16 protein-coding genes are annotated in these 19,304 nt (G+C 62.8%); 13 read left to right on the forward strand and 3 right to left on the reverse strand.

Annotated elements, in window-relative coordinates:
• Positions 1–114 precede the first annotated feature (114 nt).
• From QM996_RS14480 to QM996_RS14490, 3 genes are all read left to right on the forward strand, one after another.
• A complete protein-coding gene (locus QM996_RS14480) occupies positions 115–903 on the forward strand; it encodes an N-formylglutamate amidohydrolase (protein WP_500268065.1) in 789 nt (262 codons plus the stop codon).
• Between the two features lie 49 nt (positions 904–952).
• Entirely contained in the window at positions 953–1,258 is a 306-nt protein-coding gene (locus tag QM996_RS14485) for a DUF1244 domain-containing protein (RefSeq protein ID WP_500268066.1), read from the forward strand.
• Positions 1,259–1,384: 126 nt separating this feature from the next.
• A complete protein-coding gene (locus QM996_RS14490) occupies positions 1,385–1,648 on the forward strand; it encodes a DUF2312 domain-containing protein (protein WP_065778663.1) in 264 nt (87 codons plus the stop codon).
• A 172-nt stretch (positions 1,649–1,820) separates the two neighbouring features.
• Here QM996_RS14490 and QM996_RS14495 read toward each other — a convergent pair whose 3' ends face one another.
• Together QM996_RS14495 and QM996_RS14500 are read right to left on the reverse strand one after the other, a co-directional pair.
• Positions 1,821–3,689 carry a peptidoglycan L,D-endopeptidase MepK gene (locus QM996_RS14495; RefSeq protein WP_500268067.1) on the reverse strand — a complete coding sequence of 623 codons (1,869 nt, stop codon included), beginning with the start codon at positions 3,687–3,689 and terminating at the stop codon, positions 1,821–1,823.
• A gap of 180 nt (positions 3,690–3,869) precedes the next feature.
• Entirely contained in the window at positions 3,870–5,414 is a 1,545-nt protein-coding gene (locus QM996_RS14500; protein WP_500268068.1) for a sigma-54-dependent transcriptional regulator, read from the reverse strand.
• Between the two features lie 188 nt (positions 5,415–5,602).
• Here QM996_RS14500 and QM996_RS14505 point away from each other — a divergent pair, with 188 nt between their 5' ends.
• The 3 genes from QM996_RS14505 to QM996_RS14515 are packed head-to-tail and all read left to right on the forward strand — an operon-like array spanning position 5,603 to position 9,311.
• Positions 5,603–7,462: a M3 family oligoendopeptidase gene (locus QM996_RS14505; protein ID WP_500268069.1), complete on the forward strand. Its 1,860-nt coding sequence runs from the start codon at positions 5,603–5,605 to the stop codon at positions 7,460–7,462.
• Between the two features lie 41 nt (positions 7,463–7,503).
• Entirely contained in the window at positions 7,504–8,682 is a 1,179-nt protein-coding gene (locus QM996_RS14510) for an aminodeoxychorismate synthase component I (protein WP_500268070.1), read from the forward strand.
• Positions 8,679–9,311: an aminotransferase class IV family protein gene (locus QM996_RS14515; RefSeq protein ID WP_500268071.1), complete on the forward strand. Its 633-nt coding sequence runs from the start codon at positions 8,679–8,681 to the stop codon at positions 9,309–9,311. Before QM996_RS14510 ends, QM996_RS14515 begins: the two co-directional genes overlap by 4 nt.
• On the opposite strand, the gene QM996_RS14520 is transcribed toward QM996_RS14515, so the two are convergent.
• Positions 9,276–10,226, reverse strand: a complete 951-nt coding sequence (locus QM996_RS14520) for a GGDEF domain-containing protein (protein WP_500268072.1) — start codon at positions 10,224–10,226, stop codon at positions 9,276–9,278. The two genes, QM996_RS14515 and QM996_RS14520, sit on opposite strands and share 36 nt — an antisense overlap.
• Positions 10,227–10,742: 516 nt before the next feature.
• Here QM996_RS14520 and QM996_RS14525 point away from each other — a divergent pair.
• The 7 genes from QM996_RS14525 to QM996_RS14555 all read left to right on the forward strand — a co-directional run bounded on the left by QM996_RS14525 (position 10,743) and on the right by QM996_RS14555 (position 19,233).
• Positions 10,743–12,194: a homospermidine synthase gene (locus tag QM996_RS14525; RefSeq protein WP_173520390.1), complete on the forward strand. Its 1,452-nt coding sequence runs from the start codon at positions 10,743–10,745 to the stop codon at positions 12,192–12,194.
• A gap of 173 nt (positions 12,195–12,367) precedes the next feature.
• Entirely contained in the window at positions 12,368–12,736 is a 369-nt protein-coding gene (gene omp10, locus QM996_RS14530) for an outer membrane lipoprotein Omp10 (protein WP_500268073.1), read from the forward strand.
• Positions 12,737–12,965: 229 nt separating this feature from the next.
• Positions 12,966–14,852, forward strand: coding sequence for a 5'-nucleotidase C-terminal domain-containing protein (locus QM996_RS14535; RefSeq protein ID WP_500268074.1), 1,887 nt, complete (start codon positions 12,966–12,968; stop codon positions 14,850–14,852).
• Between the two features lie 146 nt (positions 14,853–14,998).
• Complete coding sequence (hemH, locus tag QM996_RS14540; RefSeq protein WP_500270319.1) at positions 14,999–16,018, forward strand: ferrochelatase; 1,020 nt, start codon at positions 14,999–15,001, stop codon at positions 16,016–16,018.
• Positions 16,019–16,217: 199 nt separating this feature from the next.
• Complete coding sequence (locus QM996_RS14545; RefSeq protein WP_500268075.1) at positions 16,218–17,216, forward strand: SPFH domain-containing protein; 999 nt, start codon at positions 16,218–16,220, stop codon at positions 17,214–17,216.
• A gap of 3 nt (positions 17,217–17,219) precedes the next feature.
• Positions 17,220–17,678, forward strand: a complete 459-nt coding sequence (locus tag QM996_RS14550) for an NfeD family protein (RefSeq protein WP_500268076.1) — start codon at positions 17,220–17,222, stop codon at positions 17,676–17,678.
• A gap of 109 nt (positions 17,679–17,787) precedes the next feature.
• Positions 17,788–19,233 (forward strand): outer membrane beta-barrel protein, encoded by a 1,446-nt coding sequence (locus QM996_RS14555; RefSeq protein WP_500268077.1) that lies wholly within the window; start codon positions 17,788–17,790, stop codon positions 19,231–19,233.
• Positions 19,234–19,304: the final 71 nt, after the last annotated feature.

Genomic DNA, 19,304 nt, shown 5'->3' on the forward strand with positions numbered 1-19,304 from the left:
CGATTACAATCGGCAAATTGCTTTCAAATTGCGCTAAACAGTTGCGGGTTTCTTGCGATTGACGCGCGCGCGTGCAATCAGCGAGGAGGTGGCGAGACAACAGACTGGACCGGCATGCAACACTATTCTCCCTGTGAGATTATCGAAGCCAAGCCCACAACCGGGCTCGTTCTGCTGGCCGATCACGCGATGAACCGACTGCCGGCGGAGTACGGCAGCCTCGGCCTGCCGGCCTCCGCGTTCGAGCGGCACATCGCCTATGACATCGGTGTCGAGGCGCTGGTGCGGCAGCTCTCGCGAATGCTCGATGCGCCGGCCGTGCTCGGTTGTTTTTCCCGCCTGCTGATCGACCCCAATCGCGGCGAGGACGACCCGACGCTGGTCATGAAGATCTCCGACGGCGCAATCGTCCCCGGCAACCACCCGATCAGCAAAGAGGAATGGGAGAACCGGCTGAACCGGTTCCACCGCCCCTATCACCGCGCCGTTTCCGAGACGATCGGCCGAAGCGCCGAGGCACATGGCGCAGTTCCACTCGTCATTTCCATCCATTCCTTCACGCCGGCCTGGAAGGGCGTGGCCCGTCCCTGGCACGCTGCCGTGCTCTGGGATAACGATCCGCGCGCCGTTCTGCCGCTCATCGAGAAACTCGAGGCATCCGGCGATATCGTCGTCGGCAACAACGAGCCCTATGATGGGGCGCTGCGCGGCGATACCATGTATCGCCATTGCATGACGCCCGGTATTCCCCACGCCCTGATCGAGGTGCGCCAGGATCTGATCGCCGACGAAGCGGGTGTTGCTGCCTGGGCCGAGCGGCTGGCGCCGATCCTTGCGGGTCTCAACGCCATGCCCGAGCTGCATCGCTACGAACGCCACGCCTCGCGCACCGGCGACTATTAAGGGATTTCCGGCTAGAGTGCGTAGCAACAATCGAAGAGGATCGACGTCCATGACCGAACTGACCCCGGATCAGCAGATCGCCTTCGAGGCCGCCGCCTTTCGCCGCCTCGTCGCCCATCTGCGCGAGCGCTCCGATGTCCAGAACATCGATCTGATGAACCTCGCCGGCTTCTGCCGCAATTGTCTTTCCAACTGGTACCGCGAAGCCGCCGAGCAGGCGGGCGTTCCTCTCGCCAAGGAGGAGTCGCGCGAGATCATTTACGGCATGCCCTATGAGGAATGGCGCGAGCGCCACCAAAGGGAGGCAACCGCCCAGCAGAAGGCAGCCTTCGAGATCAACCGCCCGAAGGAATAAAGTCGTTTCGCCGGTGCTTGCCACGGAAATGCCCGCGGTGTTGCGCATTGACCCTTGACCTTGGCGGCTGTTCGCGGCACGTCACGGCACCCACGAAATTCAATTCCCCGTATCAAGGAGAAGACCATGTCGGATGCTCACGGCGTCGCACGCGATCAGCTTCGTGCTTTCATCGAGCGGATCGAACGCCTGGAAGAAGAAAAGAAGACCATCGCCGACGACATCAAGGACGTCTACGGCGAAGCCAAGTCCATGGGCTTCGACACCAAGATCCTGCGCAAGGTCATCTCGATCCGCAAGCAGGATCACGACGAGCGCATGGAACAGGAAGCGATCCTCGACACCTACCTCCAGGCACTCGGCATGGTGCCGGCAGCCGACGAAGAATGAACACGCCCTGCAAGGCCGCCGACCGGCGGCCTTCGCCTGGACTCGAGCTCCGGAACAAACTGCAGCCCGACCACGTCCGAAAGCGGTAGTCTCGAAAGCACGGTAGAATCAAAAAAGCCCGCCGGACTGTCAGACCGGCGGGCTTTTTTGTGTCTGCTGTTGGGCTCGAAACTCAGTTGGTGCTGAACTTCTTCACTTCCATGAAGTTGACGGCAGTGCCACTGAAGCGGGCCGTATCGACCGTCGTGCCGGCGCTGCTCGAGAAGCCGGCGGCATAGACCGTCGTCGGCGCGGTGCGAAGCGATTTGCTGACGAAGCGCGGTGCCTTGACCGGCTTGGAGAGCGTCGCCACACGGCCGGTCGTCAGTGCCCATTCGGAGATGATCTTCTGGGTCAGCTTCGGCTCGGTGCGGACCGACGAGCGGGTCGCGGCATCGGCATCGTTCTTCTTCGGTCGACCACCCTTTGCCGGCGCTTCTGCCTGCGTGTCGAAGGCATTGTCGAAGACGGCTGCGCGGGCGTTCGTGCTCGACGGCGGCGCATAGGCCGCCATTTCGATTGGCTGTTGCGATACAGGTTCGCGCTGGGCCGGCGTCGGAGCGGCAAGCGCCACGCGGGTCGCAGCTTCGGCGGCAACGTCACGCGGCGGCTCTGCCGACGCAACGACCGGGCGCTCTGCGAAGGACGGCACCACGACCTTGGCATCGGCAACGGCGGCAAGGGCTGCGTCACCCGCGGGCCGCATCGCCGGAACCGGCACGAAGCCAAGCGCCTGCACGTCCGCGGAAGGGTCGGCCGAGGCGACGAGCGTGTTCATGTCGCGTCGGTCGAGCATCTGCGGCACCGGCACCTTCATCGAGCCGAGATCGGCAAATTCGCTTGGCATTTCCGAAGTCTGCGGCAGGGCAGCCGCAAGCGCATCCTGGGCTGCGTTCTTCTGCGGCGCCACGAGTGCTACGGCTACGCCACCATCGGCAGGTGCATCCTTGAAGGCAGGACGGACAGCCGGGACCGGAGCATTGATGTTCTGTTCGGCAGCAACCGTCGGTTCGGCAGCGACCGCCGGTTCGGCGGCAACGGAACCGGCGACACCTGGCAGAGCTTCCTGGGCAGCAGGAGCGGAAGCTGTCTGAACCGTGGCAGGCGCAGCGCCGCCTTCGTCATCGGCACCCGGACCAGCCGCGATCGCCGAGGGTTCTTCATCCTCGTCACCGCCGCCGCCGAAGAGCATGGCGAACAGGTTGCCGCGACGCTTGCCGCTTGCGCTATCGCCAGGGCCTGTCGCGCCGCCGCCGGCGACTTCGATCGCCGAAGCACCAACGCGGCGCTTGTAGTCGGCAACCGCCTGCTCATAGCCAGGCAAAGGCTTGCCGTCGGAGGGCAGGTGCATCGTCTTGCCGTCGGGGAAAAGACGCGCCAGTTCGGCTCGCGACATGCGCGGCCAAGCGCGGACGCCGCCGACGTCCATGTGAACGAAAGGCGAGCCGGAGGTCGGGTAGTAGCCGACGCCGCCCACCTGGAATTTCATGCCGATTTCACGAAGGTTCTTCAGCTTCACGTCGGGAAGGTAAAAGTCCATCGCCTTGCCGAGCATGTGCTGGCTCTTCTTGGCGACGCCCTTCGAGCGCGAACGCAGCATGCCGTTGGTTGCCGGCGAGCGATAGGCCGAGACGACGTGGATATAATCGCGCGAACCGCTCTTCTGGTAGACTTCCCAGACGAGGTCGAGCAGGCGCGGATCCATCTTGGTCGGTTCGTTGCGACGCCAGTCGCGAAGGAAACGGTTGATCTCCTGCAGGCCCTTGGGGTCGTAGCGGCCGTTGCGCTTGAAGGTGATCTGCGCCTTTTCCTGGGTATGAATGAAGTAGAGTTTCAGTGTCCGGGTCTGGCCCGCGGCCTCCACTGGAGGCGCAAAGCCTGGCGTCACGAGGGAAGCCGCGATAGCAACGGATGTAAGAACCTGCGGCACCTTACGGGTAAAGGCCGCGCAGACTCTCGCTAAGGAGCCGAGCGGCTTCTTAAAACCGAACAAATTTGGCATTCAATCCCCGTCCGACGGACAACCGTGCTTCGCTGTCTCAGATGACTGTCAAATAAGGTGACAGCATGGCAAATATGCCACAGTCGTCACCGCCCCTTATAATATAGTGAACACTTCACTAACAAGGTCTAAACGGCGGTGACTGAATAGCACGGCTAATGAATCGTGAATGCGCCGATTTTAAGCCGCCTCCCTCAACGGATTCTCGGGATCGATGCCATAATCCTTCAACTTGCGGTAGAGTGTCGACCGACCGATGCCGAGCTTGCGCGCCACCTGGCTCATCTGTCCGCGGTAGAATTTCAGCGCAAAACGAATCAGTTCCTCTTCCACCTCGGCAAGCTTGCGGACGTCCCCGCCCTCGTCGACGCTGGCGATCGCGTTTTCCATGCGCGGGTCGTGCCCGGCATCGCCCTCCATTGATTTCGCTGCACTCGCGAAATCGGGATAGACGTTTGGCACCTGCTCCGACGGCGCGGCTGTCCGTTCCGGACCGGCTTCGCCCCAGGAGAAGCCGGAGCGGTCGGAGACGACGTAACCCGGGATCTGGGTGGCGATCTGCGGGAAGTCCTTCACCGTAAGCTCGTTGCCTTCGGCAAGCACCACGGCCCGGAAGATCGCGTTCTCGAGCTGCCGGATATTGCCCGGCCAATCATAGGCGGTCAGCAGCGCCAGGGCGCCGCTCGATATGGTGAGCGGTGCGTGCAGCCTCTGCTCCGCGGCGAAACGCTCGACGAAGGAGCGCACCAGGACCGGGATGTCTTCCTTGCGCCGGCGAAGCGCCGGAATGGTGATCGGGAAGACGTTGAGGCGGTAGTAGAGATCCTCGCGGAACCGCCCCTCGCGCACCTCGTTGATCAGGTCCTTGTTGGTGGCGGAGATTAGCCGGACATTGACCTTCTGCGGATAGCGTGCGCCGATCGTCTCGATCTCGCCCTGCTGCACGGCACGCAGGAGCTTGACCTGGACTTCGAGCGGCAGGTCGCCGATCTCGTCGAGGAACAGCGTGCCGCCGTCCGCATCGACGAACTTGCCGCTGTGCTTTTCCGTCGCGCCGGTAAAGGCGCCCTTCTCATGGCCGAAGAGAATGCTCTCGACCAGATTGTGCGGGATCGCACCACAGTTGACGGTGACGAACGGCTTGCCGACCCGGTCACTCGCAGACTGGATGGCACGGGCCACCATTTCCTTGCCGACGCCGGACTCGCCTTCGAGCACGATCGGTATGTTGGACTGGGCGGCGCGGCGCGCGAGGTCGATCACCCGGATCATTGCCGGGCTTGCCGAAACGATGTCCTCGAAACCGACGGCACCGCCGCGGGGACGACGCGAGGTTTTGACCTTGCCGTCGCGGCTTGCCATCTTCAGTGCGTTGCCGATCGCGACCGACAGCCGCTCCGGGGAGACGGGCTTCACCAGGAAGTCGAAGGCACCGGCCTGCATCGCATGAACGACGGTTTCGATGCCGCCCTGGCCGGTCTGCACGATGACCGGCGTATCGACACCGCGCTCGGCGAGCGCCTCGAGGAAGCCGTGCCCGTTCATTTCCGGCATCAGCAGGTCGAGCAGGATGACATTGATCATGCCGCCCTTGCGCTCCAGGAGCTCCAGGCCGCTGCGGCCGTTGTCGGCGAGATGCGCCACATGGCCGAGACGCTCGATCATGTTCGTCAGCAACCGGCGCTGCACCGGATCGTCATCAATGACCAGAATATGTGATGTCACGGAAGCCTCCTGCTCTGGACACGCGGTACTTTTGGCCAACCTCATGTGCCAAATCACGTCAGGCATCTGTGCCATAAAGGGCTGAACATCATGTTTTGAGAAATGCTTGCATTTTATCCATTGCCGGCGATAGCAATGGGGCCCATATCGCTTGCCTTCTTCCTGTCACGAACGAGAGAAATCCGACGATGACCTTCCGCCCCTTCGCTCCCGAGCAATCCCTTGTCCGTGCCGCCGCCGGCCAGTCCCATGGCGCTGCTGCGGATCTCGGCGACCTGCCCTCCTGGCGGCTCGAAGATCTCTATCCGTCCGCCGCATCGGATGCCTTTCGCAACGACCTGAAGAAGGCAGAGGCCGACGCGATCGCTTTCGAGACCAAGTGGAAGGGCATGCTGGCGGAAGCCGCGACGAGGAACGGTGACGACGGCATCGGCGCCGCCGTCCGGGAGTTCGAAGCGCTTGAGGACGTCATGGGCCGCATCGCCTCCTTTGCCGGCCTCACCTATTTCTCGGACACGTCCAAGCCTGAGAACGGCAAGCTTTACGGCGACGTGCAGTCGAAGCTTACCGACATGTCGGCGCATCTCCTGTTCTTCTCGCTGGAGCTTAATCGTATTGATGACGCGATCCTGGACAAGGCGCTCGAGAACGATGCGCTGGCCGCGCACTACAAGCCATGGCTGACCGACCTGCGCAAGGACAAGCCCTACCAGCTCGACGACAAGCTGGAGCAGCTCTTCCTCGAAAAATCGATGACGGGTGCTGCCGCCTTCAACCGTCTGTTCGACGAGACGATGGCAAGCCTCACCTTCAATGTCGATGGCGAGGCGCTGCCGCTCGAAGTCACTCTAAACCTGTTGCAGGATCCGGCGACCGAGGTCCGCAAGAAGGCGGCGATGGCACTTGCCGAAACCTTCAAGAGCAATATCCGCACCTTCACGCTGATCACCAACACGCTTGCCAAGGACAAGGAAATCTCCGACCGCTGGCGTGGCTTTCAGGACATCGCCGACAGCCGGCATCTTGCCAACCGCGTCGAGCGCGAGGTTGTCGATGCGCTGGCCGAAGCCGTCAAATCCGCCTATCCGCGCCTGTCGCATCGTTACTATGCCATGAAGGCAAAGTGGCTCGGCATGCAGGAGATGGATTTCTGGGATCGCAATGCGCCATTGCCGGAAACGCCGAATGCGCTGATCTCCTGGAACGAGGCCAAGGACACGGTTCTTTTGGCATACGATGCCTTCGCTCCGGAAATGGCCGCGATCGCCCGACGCTTCTTCGACGAGAGCTGGATCGACGCGCCGGTGCGCCCGGGCAAGGCACCGGGCGCCTTCGCCCATCCGACGGTACCGTCTGCGCACCCCTACGTGCTCGTCAATTACATGGGCAAGCCGCGCGACGTGATGACGCTTGCGCACGAGCTCGGCCACGGCGTGCACCAAGTGCTGGCCGGCGGACAGGGCGCGCTGATGGCCTCGACGCCGCTGACCCTTGCCGAAACCGCTTCCGTCTTCGGCGAGATGCTGACCTTCCGTGCCCTTCTCGACCGGACGAAGGACAAGCGCGAGCGCAAGGCCATGCTGTCGCAGAAGGTCGAGGACATGATCAACACGGTCGTGCGCCAGATCGCCTTCTACGAGTTCGAGCGCAAGGTCCACACTGCCCGCAAGGAAGGCGAACTGACGGCGGATGACATCGGCAAACTGTGGCTGTCGGTGCAGAGCGAGAGCCTTGGCCCGGCAATCCGGATTTCCGAGGGCTACGAGACCTACTGGGCCTATATCCCGCATTTCATCCACTCGCCTTTCTACGTCTACGCCTATGCCTTCGGCGACTGCCTGGTGAACTCGCTCTACGCCGTCTACCAGAGTGCCGAAAAAGGCTTCCAGGAGAAGTATTTCGAACTGTTGAAGGCCGGCGGCACCAAGCACCATTCCGAGTTGCTCGCACCCTTTGGCCTCGATGCCACCGATCCGTCGTTCTGGGCACAGGGACTGTCGATGATCGAAGGGCTCATCGACGAACTCGAGGCGCTTGATAAGGCTTGATCCGGGCAGTCCGGATCAAGCCGCGATCGACAAGACGACGTATGAACGACACCGCACCCTATGTGCTGTTCCGGGACGACAGCGAGAACCGCACGACGGTTTTCGCTGAGCCCCTGCGCGTCGTCTCCGCGCACACGAAACCCGAATTCACCTGTGGCCTTGCCGAGCTCGAACGCGCCCACAAGGCGGGCAAATGGATCGCCGGCTTCATGTCCTATGAGGCTGGTCACCTCTTCGAGGAGAAGCTCTCGCGTTTCGCCGAGGAGGGCCGTGAAACGCCGCTGATGTCCTTCGGCATCTTCGACGCGCCCGCCGAAGACCACCCGCTCGCCGAGCCTCAAAGGCGGACCGAGAACGAACCCTTCCTCAGCGAGCCGCGCGCCGGCTGGAACTTCGACACCTATCGCGATCGCTTCGATCGCCTGCACCAGCACTTGCGCCAGGGCGATTGCTACCAGGCCAATCTGACGATGCCGATCCGCGCCCGCTGGTCCGGCGATCCGCGCACCGCCTTCTGGTCGCTGATCGACCGCCAGCCGGTGAAGTACGGGGCACTCGTCGCGCTTGACGGGCCGATCCTGCTGTCGCGATCGCCGGAGCTCTTCTTCCGCGTCGATGCGGACGGCTGGATCGAGACCCACCCGATGAAGGGTACGGCCAGGCGCGGCACTTCTGCGGCCGAGGATGCCGAGATCATCGCGGCCATGCGCGCCGACGAGAAGACCCAGGCCGAAAACCGGATGATCGTCGATCTTCTGCGCAATGACATCTCGCGGATAACCGAAGTCGGCACACTCAGCGTCCCCAAGCTGTTCGAGATCGAGACCTACCCGACGGTGCACCAGATGGTGAGCCATGTCCGGGCGAAGCTCTTGCCCGAGATCGGCCTCGAGGACATCTTCGCCGCCCTTTTCCCCTGCGGTTCCATCACCGGCGCGCCGAAGATGCGGGCCATGGAGATCCTGCACGATCTGGAAGACGGACCGCGCGACGCCTATTGCGGCGCCATCGGCTTCATCGCCCCAAATGGGGTCATGCGCTTCAGCGTCGCAATCCGCACCATTTCGCTTTTCCCCAATGGCGAGGCCGTCTTCAATGTCGGCGGCGGCATCGTCTTCGACAGCAACGCACAATCCGAATATGACGAATGCCTGCTGAAGGCCCGCTTCGCCATCGGCGACGACAAGATCGCGCCTGGCGACGACGGGATCGCGCGATGACGGACTTTTCGCTGATCGAAACGCTGCGCCACGAGCCCGAAAAGGGCTTCGTCCGCTTGCGCCTGCATCTGGCGCGGCTGAAACGGTCGGCGCGACGTCTCGCCATTCCTGGCGCGGAAGGCGCAGAAGCCGCCTTGCTGGCAGCGGTGGAGAGCGGCGACGACAAGGCCGCACGCCGCGTACGGCTCGAACTTTTCCCGGACGGACGCATCGAGGTGAAGACCGCGCCGTTCGTGCCATTGCCGGACGGAACGATCTGGCGGGTGCGGATTGCCGCCACGCAGCTCAATTCCCGCGATCCGCTGCTGCGCTACAAGACCAGCCGCCGGGCGGCCTATGACGCTGCCCGCGGCGAGTTTGCCGCGAGCGAGGCTGACGAGGTTCTTCTTCTCAACGAGAAAGGCGAGGTCTGCGAGGGCACGATCACCTCGGTCTTCCTCGACGACGGCAGCGGTGTCCTGAAGACGCCGCCGATCGCCTGCGGCCTGCTTGCGGGCGTCCTGCGCACCGAACTGATCTGTGGGCGCCGGGCGCGAGTCGCACGGCTTTCGCCCACCGATCTCACCCGTGGGACGCTCTATGTCGGCAATTCGCTACGCGGTCTGATCCGGGTGCGACTCCTGGTCTGAACCGGGCAGGGTATAGCGCCTCACCTGATCCCGCCCATCGCGCTTGGCGAGGTAAAGCGCCTGGTCGGCGCGCGCATAGAGGTCGCTCACCGAATCGCCATCGCGATACTCCGCCAGTCCGACAGAACAGGTGTAGAAGAACTCAGGGATGTTCTCGAGCGGCCGGGAGCTTCTGACCTTTTCGAGCAGGCGGTCGAGAATGCGATTGCCTTCGCTGATCGTGGTATCGGGCAGGATGAGCATGAATTCCTCACCGCCGATGCGACCGAAGCAATCCGAGCGGCGCACGAATTCCTGCATCTGACGGGCGAAGTCGAGCAGCACCTCGTCGCCGCGCTGGTGCCCGTGGCGGTCGTTGATCGCCTTGAAATAATCGATGTCGATGATCGCGACGCAGCCCCACATATGCGGGTTTTCGGCGCAATTGGCGATGAACTCGGTCAACCGCCCCATCGTATAGCGACGGTTGGGCACACTGGTCAGCTCATCGACCTGAGCCGCCCGAAGCGCAAAGTCGCGGTCCTGCCGCAGTTCGCGCTCCTCGGCATGGATGGTGGTGACATCGACGGCGATGCAAAGCATCCAGCCGTCGGAATCCACCGTCTCCGTCATCCACAGCCAGCGGCCGTCATGCAGGTCGGTTTCCATGGCACGAAACGGTACCTTGCCGCGCCGGTGAGCCGTCGAGGAGATCCAGGCGTTGACATCGTCGGTCTTCAGGACGGTCCCCCGACCGGCGGCGTAGTTGCGGCGCATGATCTCCGCCCAGGTCGGGCTCTCGTCCGGACCGACATGGTAGGCCGCGCGAAATGCCGGATTGGCAAACCGCAATCGATCATGCTGATCGTAAAGCGCGATCAGTACGGGTGTTTTGCTCTGTAAGGCCGCAAGGGCCTTGAGATGACTACCGGTCACGGTCTGTCACGCCTCCGGGTCGGACAATATCAATCATGGCGCGAAGCGGATGCTTCGAACGAAGCTATAGCACGAAGCGCCTGTGACAAGCGTTTACGCGTGCGAAACGATGGGGATATGGTTAAATCACCGCCTTGGTCCGGCCGAACTACATGCAGCGTAGGCTCCATGACGGTTCCTCCAGGCCCTTCACCATCGGTCTTGCGCAGCTTGACCTCGATCGCCGGATCGAGCGGCGCAGCCTGACCTTGCCGCCGGCCGCCTGCAAGAGGCTCAGCAGGCGGAACGAGCCCATCGCAGCCCCGCTTTCTATCACCGGTTAAGCACCATCTCAAATAGCGGTTGACCCGCCGGCCCTTTATTGTGACAGCAATCTATGCTCTACAGCGCCGCGTGCCCAGCCGGGCACCAACGGCCGCTTCGGCACATCCATCGAGCCAGAACAGCGGCGCCAGCCGCTCCTCATGCTTAGTCACCCACCGTCACAGGGAAAGTTTTCTCAGGAGAAAGACAAAAATGGCAGATACCACCTATCCGGTTTACGGCGAGATCACCGGTCCGGTCGTCATGATCGGCTTCGGTTCGATCGGTCGCGGCACCCTGCCGCTGATCGAGCGCCATTTCAAATACGACAAGAACCGGTTGATCGTGGTCGAGCCCCGTGAGGACGCCGCCGACAACGAGATTTTCGAACGGCATGGCGTACGTCACGTTCGCGCTCATGTGACGAAGGACAACTATAAGGAACTGTTGAAGCCGCTGCTGACCGAAGGCGAAGGCCAGGGCTTCTGCGTCAACCTGTCGGTCGACACCGGCTCGCTCGACCTGATCAAGCTGTGCCGCAAGCTCGACGTTCTCTACATCGACACGGTTGTTGAGCCATGGCTCGGCTTCTATTTCGACGCCGAAATGGACAATGCCGACCGCACCAACTATGCGCTGCGCGAAACCGTCCGCAAGGAAAAGGAAAAGAACCCGGGCGGCACCACGGCCGTTTCGACCTGCGGCGCCAACCCGGGCATGGTCTCCTGGTTCGTCAAGCAGGGCCTGCTGAACCTCGCCAACGACCTCGGCGTGAAGTACGAAGAGCCGCATCAGGACGACCGCGAAGGCTGGGCGAAGCTGATGAAGAAGGTCGGCGTCAAGGGCGTGCACATTGCCGAGCGCGACACGCAGCTGACCAAGAAGCCGAAGCCGCTCGACGTGTTCTGGAACACCTGGTCGGTCGAAGGCTTCATCTCCGAAGGGCTGCAGCCGGCCGAACTCGGCTGGGGCACCCATGAAAACTGGATGCCGAAGAACGCCAAGAAGCACAAGAAGGGCTGCAAGGCAGCGATCTACCTGGAGCAGCCGGGCGCCAACACCCGCGTGCGCACCTGGTGCCCGACGCCTGGTCCGCAATACGGCTTCCTGGTCACCCACAACGAGGCGATCTCGATCTCGGACTTCTTCACCGTCCGCGACAAGGACGGCGAAGTCACCTATCGCCCGACCTGCCACTACGCCTATCATCCGGCCAACGACGCCGTCCTGTCGCTGCACGAAATGTTCGGCAACGGCGGCAATTCGCAGCCGGTCCACCACGTTCTCGACGAGAAGGAACTCGTTGAAGGCCTCGACGAACTGGGCGTCCTGCTCTACGGCCACGACAAGAATGCCTATTGGTACGGTTCGCGCCTGTCTCTGGAAGAGACCCGCCGCATCGCTCCTTACCAGAACGCCACCGGTCTGCAGGTAACCTCTGCGGTTCTGGCCGGCATGGTCTGGGCACTCGAAAACCCGAAGGCCGGCATCGTCGAAGCCGACGAGATGGACTACAAGCGCTGCTTGGAAGTCCAGCTCCCCTATCTCGGCCCGGTTGAGGGCCACTACACCGACTGGACCCCGCTCGACGGCCGCCCGGGCCTGTTCCCGGAAGACATCGACACGAAGGATCCCTGGCAGTTCAAGAACATCCTCGTTCGCTAAGCTTTTGACCTAAAACGTCATCCGGCCCGGGGCACGACCGTGTCCCGGGCCTTTTCATCTCTGCGGGAAAAGCCACCTGCAGCCCTTGGCCGCTCTTGCTTTCAACTCTTGATCGCGGCATGGTCATGCCGGAATGAAACAGTCCGCTCGGCCCAATGCGGGGGAAATCGCCTATGAAGCCATTCGCAGTTCTGACCCTGATCGCAACCGCCGCGGCCTTGGCGTCCTGCCAGTCGTCGCCCCGGATCATCGATGAGGGCGGGCCGTCGCGCCAGGCGACCGGCGTCGAAGGCTCCTGGGTGGACCCGAACGGCATCGTCTCGACCTTCGCGGGCGGCACCTTCTCGACGCGGACGACCGACACCAACCAGCTGCTCGCCTCGGGCAACTACGTGAACGTGAGCCCGACGCTCGTCGAGATCAACATGACCTCACTCGTGCGCAACACCCAGTCCAAGGTCAATTGCGCCCTGGTCACCCAGAACCAGCTCAACTGCACCACCGATGCCGGCGCGCAGTTCTCGCTGGCGAGACGCGGCTAAAACGGCCCGCATGCAAGTATCTGAGCCCCCGATCGGGGGCTTTTTTCGTTGCAGGGCCGCAGCTTAACCTAGTTGCAAATTGACGAAGCGAGCTTGGTTTTAGCGCTTGAAGTAACCTTCAAGTGGTGAAAACATCCGGCCCGGCAAAGCCACTCCGACCGTGGGGAACGGTTCCGTCTCGACGGCTCCGGAAACGGTCGGCTGACAACCGGCAAAACAGGAGAACATCATGATCAGACACATGCGGACCGGCCTGATGACCGCGTCCATCCTTGCCCTCTCCTCGGGCGCTGCCTTCGCCGATTATGAGCTGAACATCCTGCATATCAACGACCTCCATTCCCGCATCGAGTCGATCAACAAGTTCGATTCCACCTGCTCGGCGGAAGAGGAAGGCAAGAACGAGTGCTTCGGCGGCGTCGCCCGCCTGAAGTCCCTGATCGACCAGAAGCGCCAGGAACTCTCCGGCAAGAACGTGCTGCTGCTCAACGCCGGCGACAACTTCCAGGGCTCACTGTTCTTCACCACCTATAAGGGCCTGGCCGAAGCCGAGTTCCTGAACCTGATGAAGTTCGACGCGATGACCGTCGGCAACCATGAATTCGACGAGAGCGAGGATGGCCTTGCCGGCTTCCTCGACAAGATTACCTTCCCGGTCGTCACCGCCAACGTGCTGCCGAGCCACAAGTCGAAGATCGGCGACCGCATCAAGCCGTCGATCGTGCTCGAGGTCAGCGGCCAGAAGGTCGGCATCGTCGGCGCCGTCGCCAACGACACGCCGGAACTCTCGTCCCCCGGCCCGGACATCCTGATCGGCGACGACGTTGCCACCACCACCGCCGCCGTCGAAGAGCTGAAGAAGCAGGGCGTCGACAAGATCATTGCGCTGACCCATGTCGGCTATCCGCGTGATCTCGCCGCGATCGCCAAGATTCCGGACGTAGACATCGTCGTCGGCGGCCACTCGCACAGCCTGCTTTCCAACACCGACCCGAAGGCCGAAGGTCCCTATCCGACGATGGTCGACAATCCCGGCGGCTACAAGGTTCCGGTCGTCCAGGCAGCATCCTACACCAAGTATCTCGGCGATCTCGTCGTCACCTTCGACGACAAGGGTGTCGTCAAGGCCGCCAAGGGCGATCCGATCCTGGTCGACAGCTCGGTGAAGCCCGATCAGGCCGTGCTGGCGCGCATCGCCGAGCTCGCCAAGCCGATCGAGGAACTGCGCTCGAAGATCATCGCCAAGACGGAAGAGCCGATCGACGGCTCGCGCGAGAATTGCCGCGCGCGCGAATGCCAGATGGGCAGCCTCGTCGCCGATGCCATGCTCGACCGCGTCACGGGCCAGGGCGTGACCATCGCCATCACCAATGGCGGGGGCCTGCGCGCTTCCATCGATGCCGGCGACGTTTCGATGGGCGAAGCCATCACGGTGCTGCCGTTCCAGAACACGGTCGCGACCTTCCAGCTCAAGGGCGACAGCATCCGCGCCGCACTTGAAAACGGCCTCAGCAAGCTCGAGGAAGGCGGCGGCCGCTTCCCGCAGGTGGCCGGCATGAAGTTCTCCTTCGACAAGTCGAAGCCGGTCGGCAGCCGCGTCGTCTCAGTCGAGGTGAAGGAAGGCGAGACCTATGTCCCGCTCGACCCGGCGAAGACCTATTCGCTCGTCACCAACAACTACATGCGCAATGGCGGCGACGGCTACAGCGTCTTCAAGGAGAGGGGTGAGAATGCCTACGACTACGGTCCGGGCCTCGAAACCGTGCTCGCCGACTATCTCGCGGCCCACCAGCCGTTCAAGCCCTATACCGATGGCCGCATCACCGAGGTCGCTTCGGCCGCAGGTGCTGCACCGGCGGAACCGGCAACGGAAGCAAAGCCGGCGGCGGGCACCGACACCACGGCCACCCAGCCGGCTGCAACCTCCGGCGCCGCCGCAGCGTCCGCGGCGAGCGGCCCGCAGAAGCACGTGATCGCCAAGGGCGACACGCTCTGGGATCTCGCCAAGTCGTTCTATGGCGAAGGCGCACTGTGGAAGAAGATCTCCGAGGCCAACGGCAAGCCGGCGCCGCGCGCGCTGCATGTTGGCACGGAACTGGAGATCCCGGCAAAATAAGACAATTTGCCTCTGTCTTCAGAGCCGGCGCGGGCTTCCCCGCGCCGGCTTTTCTACTTAGAAGGACTTGAAACTGAAGGCTCCAAACGGAAGCGGTGTCCCGATTTCGGGGCCCGACGAGGATCAAGATGACCGAACAGCTTGCCATGACCGCCCCTGCCAACCACCCTTCCGTCAAATCCGGAAAGGTTGGCGTTCTGCTGGTCAATCTCGGCACGCCCGACGGCACCGACTATGCCTCGATGCGCCGCTACCTGAAGGAGTTCCTGACAGACCGGCGGGTAATCGAATGGTCGCGGCTGTTCTGGTATCCGATCCTGTTCGGCATCGTGCTCAACACCCGCCCCGGCAAGGTCGGCAAGGCCTATGAGACGATCTGGAACAAGGAGCGGAACGAAAGCTACCTCAGGACCTACACGCGCAATCAGGCGGAACTGATGGCCAAGACCTTCGCCGATCGTCCGGATGTGATCGTCGACTGGGGCATGCGCTACGGCCAACCCTCGATCGCCTCGCGCATGGAGGCGCTGCAAAAGGCCGGTTGCGAACGCATCCTCGTCTTCCCGCTCTATCCGCAATATGCCGCCGCCACCACCGCGACGGTCAACGACAAGGCCTTCGAGGCGCTGTTGAAAATGCGCTGGCAGCCGGCGCTGCGCACCGTTCCGCCCTATCACGACGACCCTGTCTATATCGACGCGCTGGCGACCTCGATCGAGCGCCACCTGGCGACACTCGACTGGGAGCCGGAAGTGGTTCTGACCTCCTTCCACGGTATCCCGAAGAGCTATTTCGACAAGGGCGACCCCTACTACTGCCAGTGCCAGAAGACCGCGCGGCTGCTGCGCGAAAAGCTCGGCTGGTCCAAGGAGAAGCTCCAGGTCACCTTCCAGTCGCGTTTCGGTCCCGAGGAATGGCTGCAGCCCTACACCGACAAGACGGTCGAGAAGCTCGCGCAGGAAGGGGTCAAGCGCATTGCTGTCCTCAATCCCGGCTTCGTCTCCGACTGTCTGGAAACCCTGGAGGAGATCGCCGAGCAGGCGGCCGAGAGCTTCCATCACAATGGCGGCGACAAGTTCACGCACATTCCCTGTCTCAACGACAGCGCGGAAGGCATGGCGGTTCTCGAACACGTCGTGCGCCGCGAACTCGCCGGCTGGCTCTAAATCCCATTCCTTGCCGCGCCGCTTGAAAACGGCGCCCCGACCACCACTTCCGGATGAACGGACCGCGCACGCGCTCACCGGCGAGTGCGCGTGTCTAACGTTTTGAATCCATGCGCCACTCGCGGAAACCGATTCCGGACCGACAACTATTGCGCTAAGGTGCTGCCTCGGGTCGGGACAACAAATTAGGGGGCGTCTCTTGGGCGGGCTGGATATCGTCGTCGTCGCATTCGTGGTTCTTATCGTGTTTGTCCTCTTCATGGGGATCAAGACGGTGCCACAGGGGTACCGCTACACGGTCGAACGCTTCGGCCGTTACACCAAGACGCTGGAGCCGGGTCTGAACCTGATCGTGCCCTTCATTGACCGGATCGGCGCGAAGATGAACGTGATGGAACAGGTGCTCGATGTTCCCACGCAGGAAGTCATCACCAAGGACAATGCCAGCGTCTCGGCCGATGCCGTCGCCTTCTACCAGATCTTGAACGCGGCGCAGGCAGCCTATCAGGTCGCGAACCTCGAAATCGCCATCCTCAACCTGACGATGACCAACATCCGCTCGGTCATGGGGTCGATGGATCTCGACGAACTGCTCTCCAACCGCGATACGATCAACGAGAGACTGCTGCGCGTCGTCGACGATGCCGCCAACCCCTGGGGCATCAAGATCACCCGCGTCGAGATCAAGGACATCGCACCGCCGAAGGATCTGGTCGACGCCATGGCACGGCAGATGAAGGCCGAGCGCGAGAAGCGCGCCCAGGTGCTGGAAGCCGAAGGCGCCAGAAACGCACAGATCCTGCGCGCGGAAGGTGCGAAACAGTCGGCGATCCTGGAGGCGGAAGGCCAGCGCGAAGCGGCGTTCCGCGATGCCGAAGCCCGTGAACGCCTGGCAGAGGCCGAAGCCAAGGCAACGAAGATGGTCTCCGACGCTATCGCGTCCGGCGACGTCCAGGCGATCAACTACTTCGTCGCGCAGAAATACACCGAAGCGCTCGCCTCGATCGGCACCGCCAACAACCAGAAGATCGTGCTGATGCCGATGGAAGCCACGTCGCTGATCGGCTCGCTCGGCGGGATCGGCGCCATTGCCAAGGAAATCTTCGGTGATGGCCCGTCAGGACAGGCTGCGCGTCCGCGTCAATCGGCGCCGCGCACCACTCCCGCCTTCCCGGCCGATCCTTCGCAGGGAAAGTAGCCGATGCTCGAACGCGCCATTCAGGAACTCGGGCCCTGGAACTGGTGGGTCCTCGGCTTCGTGCTGCTCGCCGCCGAACTCGTTGCCCCCGGCGTGTTCCTGATCTGGATCGGGATCGCCGCGCTCATAGTCGGAATCCTCTCTCTCATGCTTTGGGAGATCGGCTTCTGGACGTGGCAGGTTCAGTTCGTCCTCTTCGCGCTGCTTGCGGTGGTCGCGGTCCTGCTCGGCCGTCGCTTTGTTCTCTCCTCGTCCGAAGCCACCGACGAACCCTTGCTGAACCGGAGAGCGGAAAGCCTCGTCGGCCGCACCGCCGTGCTGGAGAAGCCGATCGCCGAGGGTCGCGGCCGTATCCGGCTCGATGATACGATCTGGATCATCGAAGGGCCCGATCTGCCCGCCGGCACCCGCGTCCGTGTCATTTCCACCCATGGGCGAAACCTGACCGTGGAAAGCGCCTGATCGGCAAGCGGCTGATGCCACGACGTTTTTCGCGGCTGGAAACGATTGCTTAACCACGTCGCTTTACGATTGCGAAAGGATTGCAATCAGGCTCGTGGACAATCGGCATATGGTGCCAGGCTCATCTCGCTCGACCAAAGGAGACGCGCGGCGTTCGACCTCGCTGGCGTTGCTATTGGCCGGCACCGCCCTGTTCGCACCAACGTCATTGCTCGCGCAAACGGCCACTGCCCCCACGACTTCCTACGGCGCCAGCACCTCCCCGGCAGCCATCCCGGCTACAACGCCCGCAATCGCCGACCCGCAGACCACCGGCGCCGTCAGCGGCGACGACCTGCCGCCAGCGCAGAACGAGGATTACCTCCGCCTCAACCAGCGCGAGCCGACGATCGACGGCCTGCGGTTGCGGACCTATAATCCCGAATACGATCGCGCACCGGGCGTTCGCATCGGTACCTTCACGCTGCGCCCGAGCGTCAGCGAGACCATCAACCATGAATGGCGCAAGGACGGAGACACCAGGACGAACCGCGGCTATCTCGAAACCGGGATCCGCGGCACGCTCACCTCGGACTGGTCGCGGCATCAGTTGACCGTCACCGGCGAAGGCGTCTTACAAAACAACATCTCCGGTGAGGGCGAGGAAGAGCCGCGCGCCAATGTCGACGCGGAACTGCGGCTCGATCTCTGGGACGAAACGATCGCGCGGCTCCGCGCCGGCTATAGTTTCGAGCGTGAAGACGCCGACGATCCGAACGCGATCTCGAACGCCAAGACCCAATCCGCGGTCAACACCTACCGCCTTGGTGCCGCCATCGAGCGCGACTTCGGTCTGATCCGCGGCTCCGTCGGTATCGACTTCGACCGGCGTACCTACGGCGATGTCGAACTCGAAAACGGCACGAACCTGTCGGTCAAATACCGCAATCGCAATACCGGCATCCTCACGGCCCGGGTCGGCTACGAGCTGTCGCCGGCACTGATCCCGTTCCTGGAAGCCTCCGTCGGAAAATCGCTTTACGACCTGCGCGAGGATCCGCTCGGCTTTGAACGTTCCTACCAGACCTATGCCGGACGCGGCGGTATCGAGCTCGACCTCGGTGAGAAACTCTATGGCGAGCTCGGCCTCGGCTACGAGACGTACAACTTCGAGGACGACCGGCTCGGCGAACTCAGCGGCCTTTCGGTCGACGGCCGCCTCAACTGGTCGCCGCAGCGCGGCACCGATGTGCTCTTCGCCGTTTCGACCGACCTCAACCCGTCGACGACGCCGGGCGATGCGGGGTCGATCGACTACAATCTCACCAACATCATCACCCACCAGATGCGCTCGGATCTGGTGGCCCGGCTGACGAACAGCCTGACGCTGCGCAACTACCCCTCCGACGCCCGCTCGTCCGACGAAACCACCTGGCGTACCGGCGCCGGCCTGACCTACGACATCAACCGCTACCTGGCACTGACGGGCGACGTCAGCTACGAGCGCACGACCCGCGATCAGGGTGATACGACGGACATCACCCGCGTCGGCGTGGGCCTCACGCTCCGGCGCTGACCGCAAGCTCCCTGCATCCGCCGACGAAAGGCCGCGCCCAGGGAACGCGGCCCTCCCGAGTTCATGACGAA

This window comes from Sinorhizobium chiapasense (genome assembly GCF_045277575.1).
In the GTDB taxonomy this organism is placed as follows: domain Bacteria; phylum Pseudomonadota; class Alphaproteobacteria; order Rhizobiales; family Rhizobiaceae; genus Ensifer; species Ensifer chiapasense_A.

Excerpts from the sequence above, each read along its gene's own strand:
- QM996_RS14480 (WP_500268065.1), top strand. The coding sequence starts at position 115 with ATGCAACACTATTCTCCCTGTGAGATTATCGAAGCCAAGCCCACAACC.
- QM996_RS14485 (WP_500268066.1), top strand. The coding sequence starts at position 953 with ATGACCGAACTGACCCCGGATCAGCAGATCGCCTTCGAGGCCGCCGCC.
- QM996_RS14490 (WP_065778663.1), top strand. The coding sequence starts at position 1,385 with ATGTCGGATGCTCACGGCGTCGCACGCGATCAGCTTCGTGCTTTCATC.
- QM996_RS14495 (WP_500268067.1), bottom strand. The coding sequence starts at position 3,689 with ATGCCAAATTTGTTCGGTTTTAAGAAGCCGCTCGGCTCCTTAGCGAGA.
- QM996_RS14505 (WP_500268069.1), top strand. The coding sequence starts at position 5,603 with ATGACCTTCCGCCCCTTCGCTCCCGAGCAATCCCTTGTCCGTGCCGCC.
- QM996_RS14510 (WP_500268070.1), top strand. The coding sequence starts at position 7,504 with ATGAACGACACCGCACCCTATGTGCTGTTCCGGGACGACAGCGAGAAC.
- QM996_RS14515 (WP_500268071.1), top strand. The coding sequence starts at position 8,679 with ATGACGGACTTTTCGCTGATCGAAACGCTGCGCCACGAGCCCGAAAAG.
- QM996_RS14525 (WP_173520390.1), top strand. The coding sequence starts at position 10,743 with ATGGCAGATACCACCTATCCGGTTTACGGCGAGATCACCGGTCCGGTC.
- omp10 (WP_500268073.1), top strand. The coding sequence starts at position 12,368 with ATGAAGCCATTCGCAGTTCTGACCCTGATCGCAACCGCCGCGGCCTTG.
- QM996_RS14535 (WP_500268074.1), top strand. The coding sequence starts at position 12,966 with ATGATCAGACACATGCGGACCGGCCTGATGACCGCGTCCATCCTTGCC.
- hemH (WP_500270319.1), top strand. The coding sequence starts at position 14,999 with ATGACCGCCCCTGCCAACCACCCTTCCGTCAAATCCGGAAAGGTTGGC.
- QM996_RS14550 (WP_500268076.1), top strand. The coding sequence starts at position 17,220 with ATGCTCGAACGCGCCATTCAGGAACTCGGGCCCTGGAACTGGTGGGTC.
- QM996_RS14555 (WP_500268077.1), top strand. The coding sequence starts at position 17,788 with ATGGTGCCAGGCTCATCTCGCTCGACCAAAGGAGACGCGCGGCGTTCG.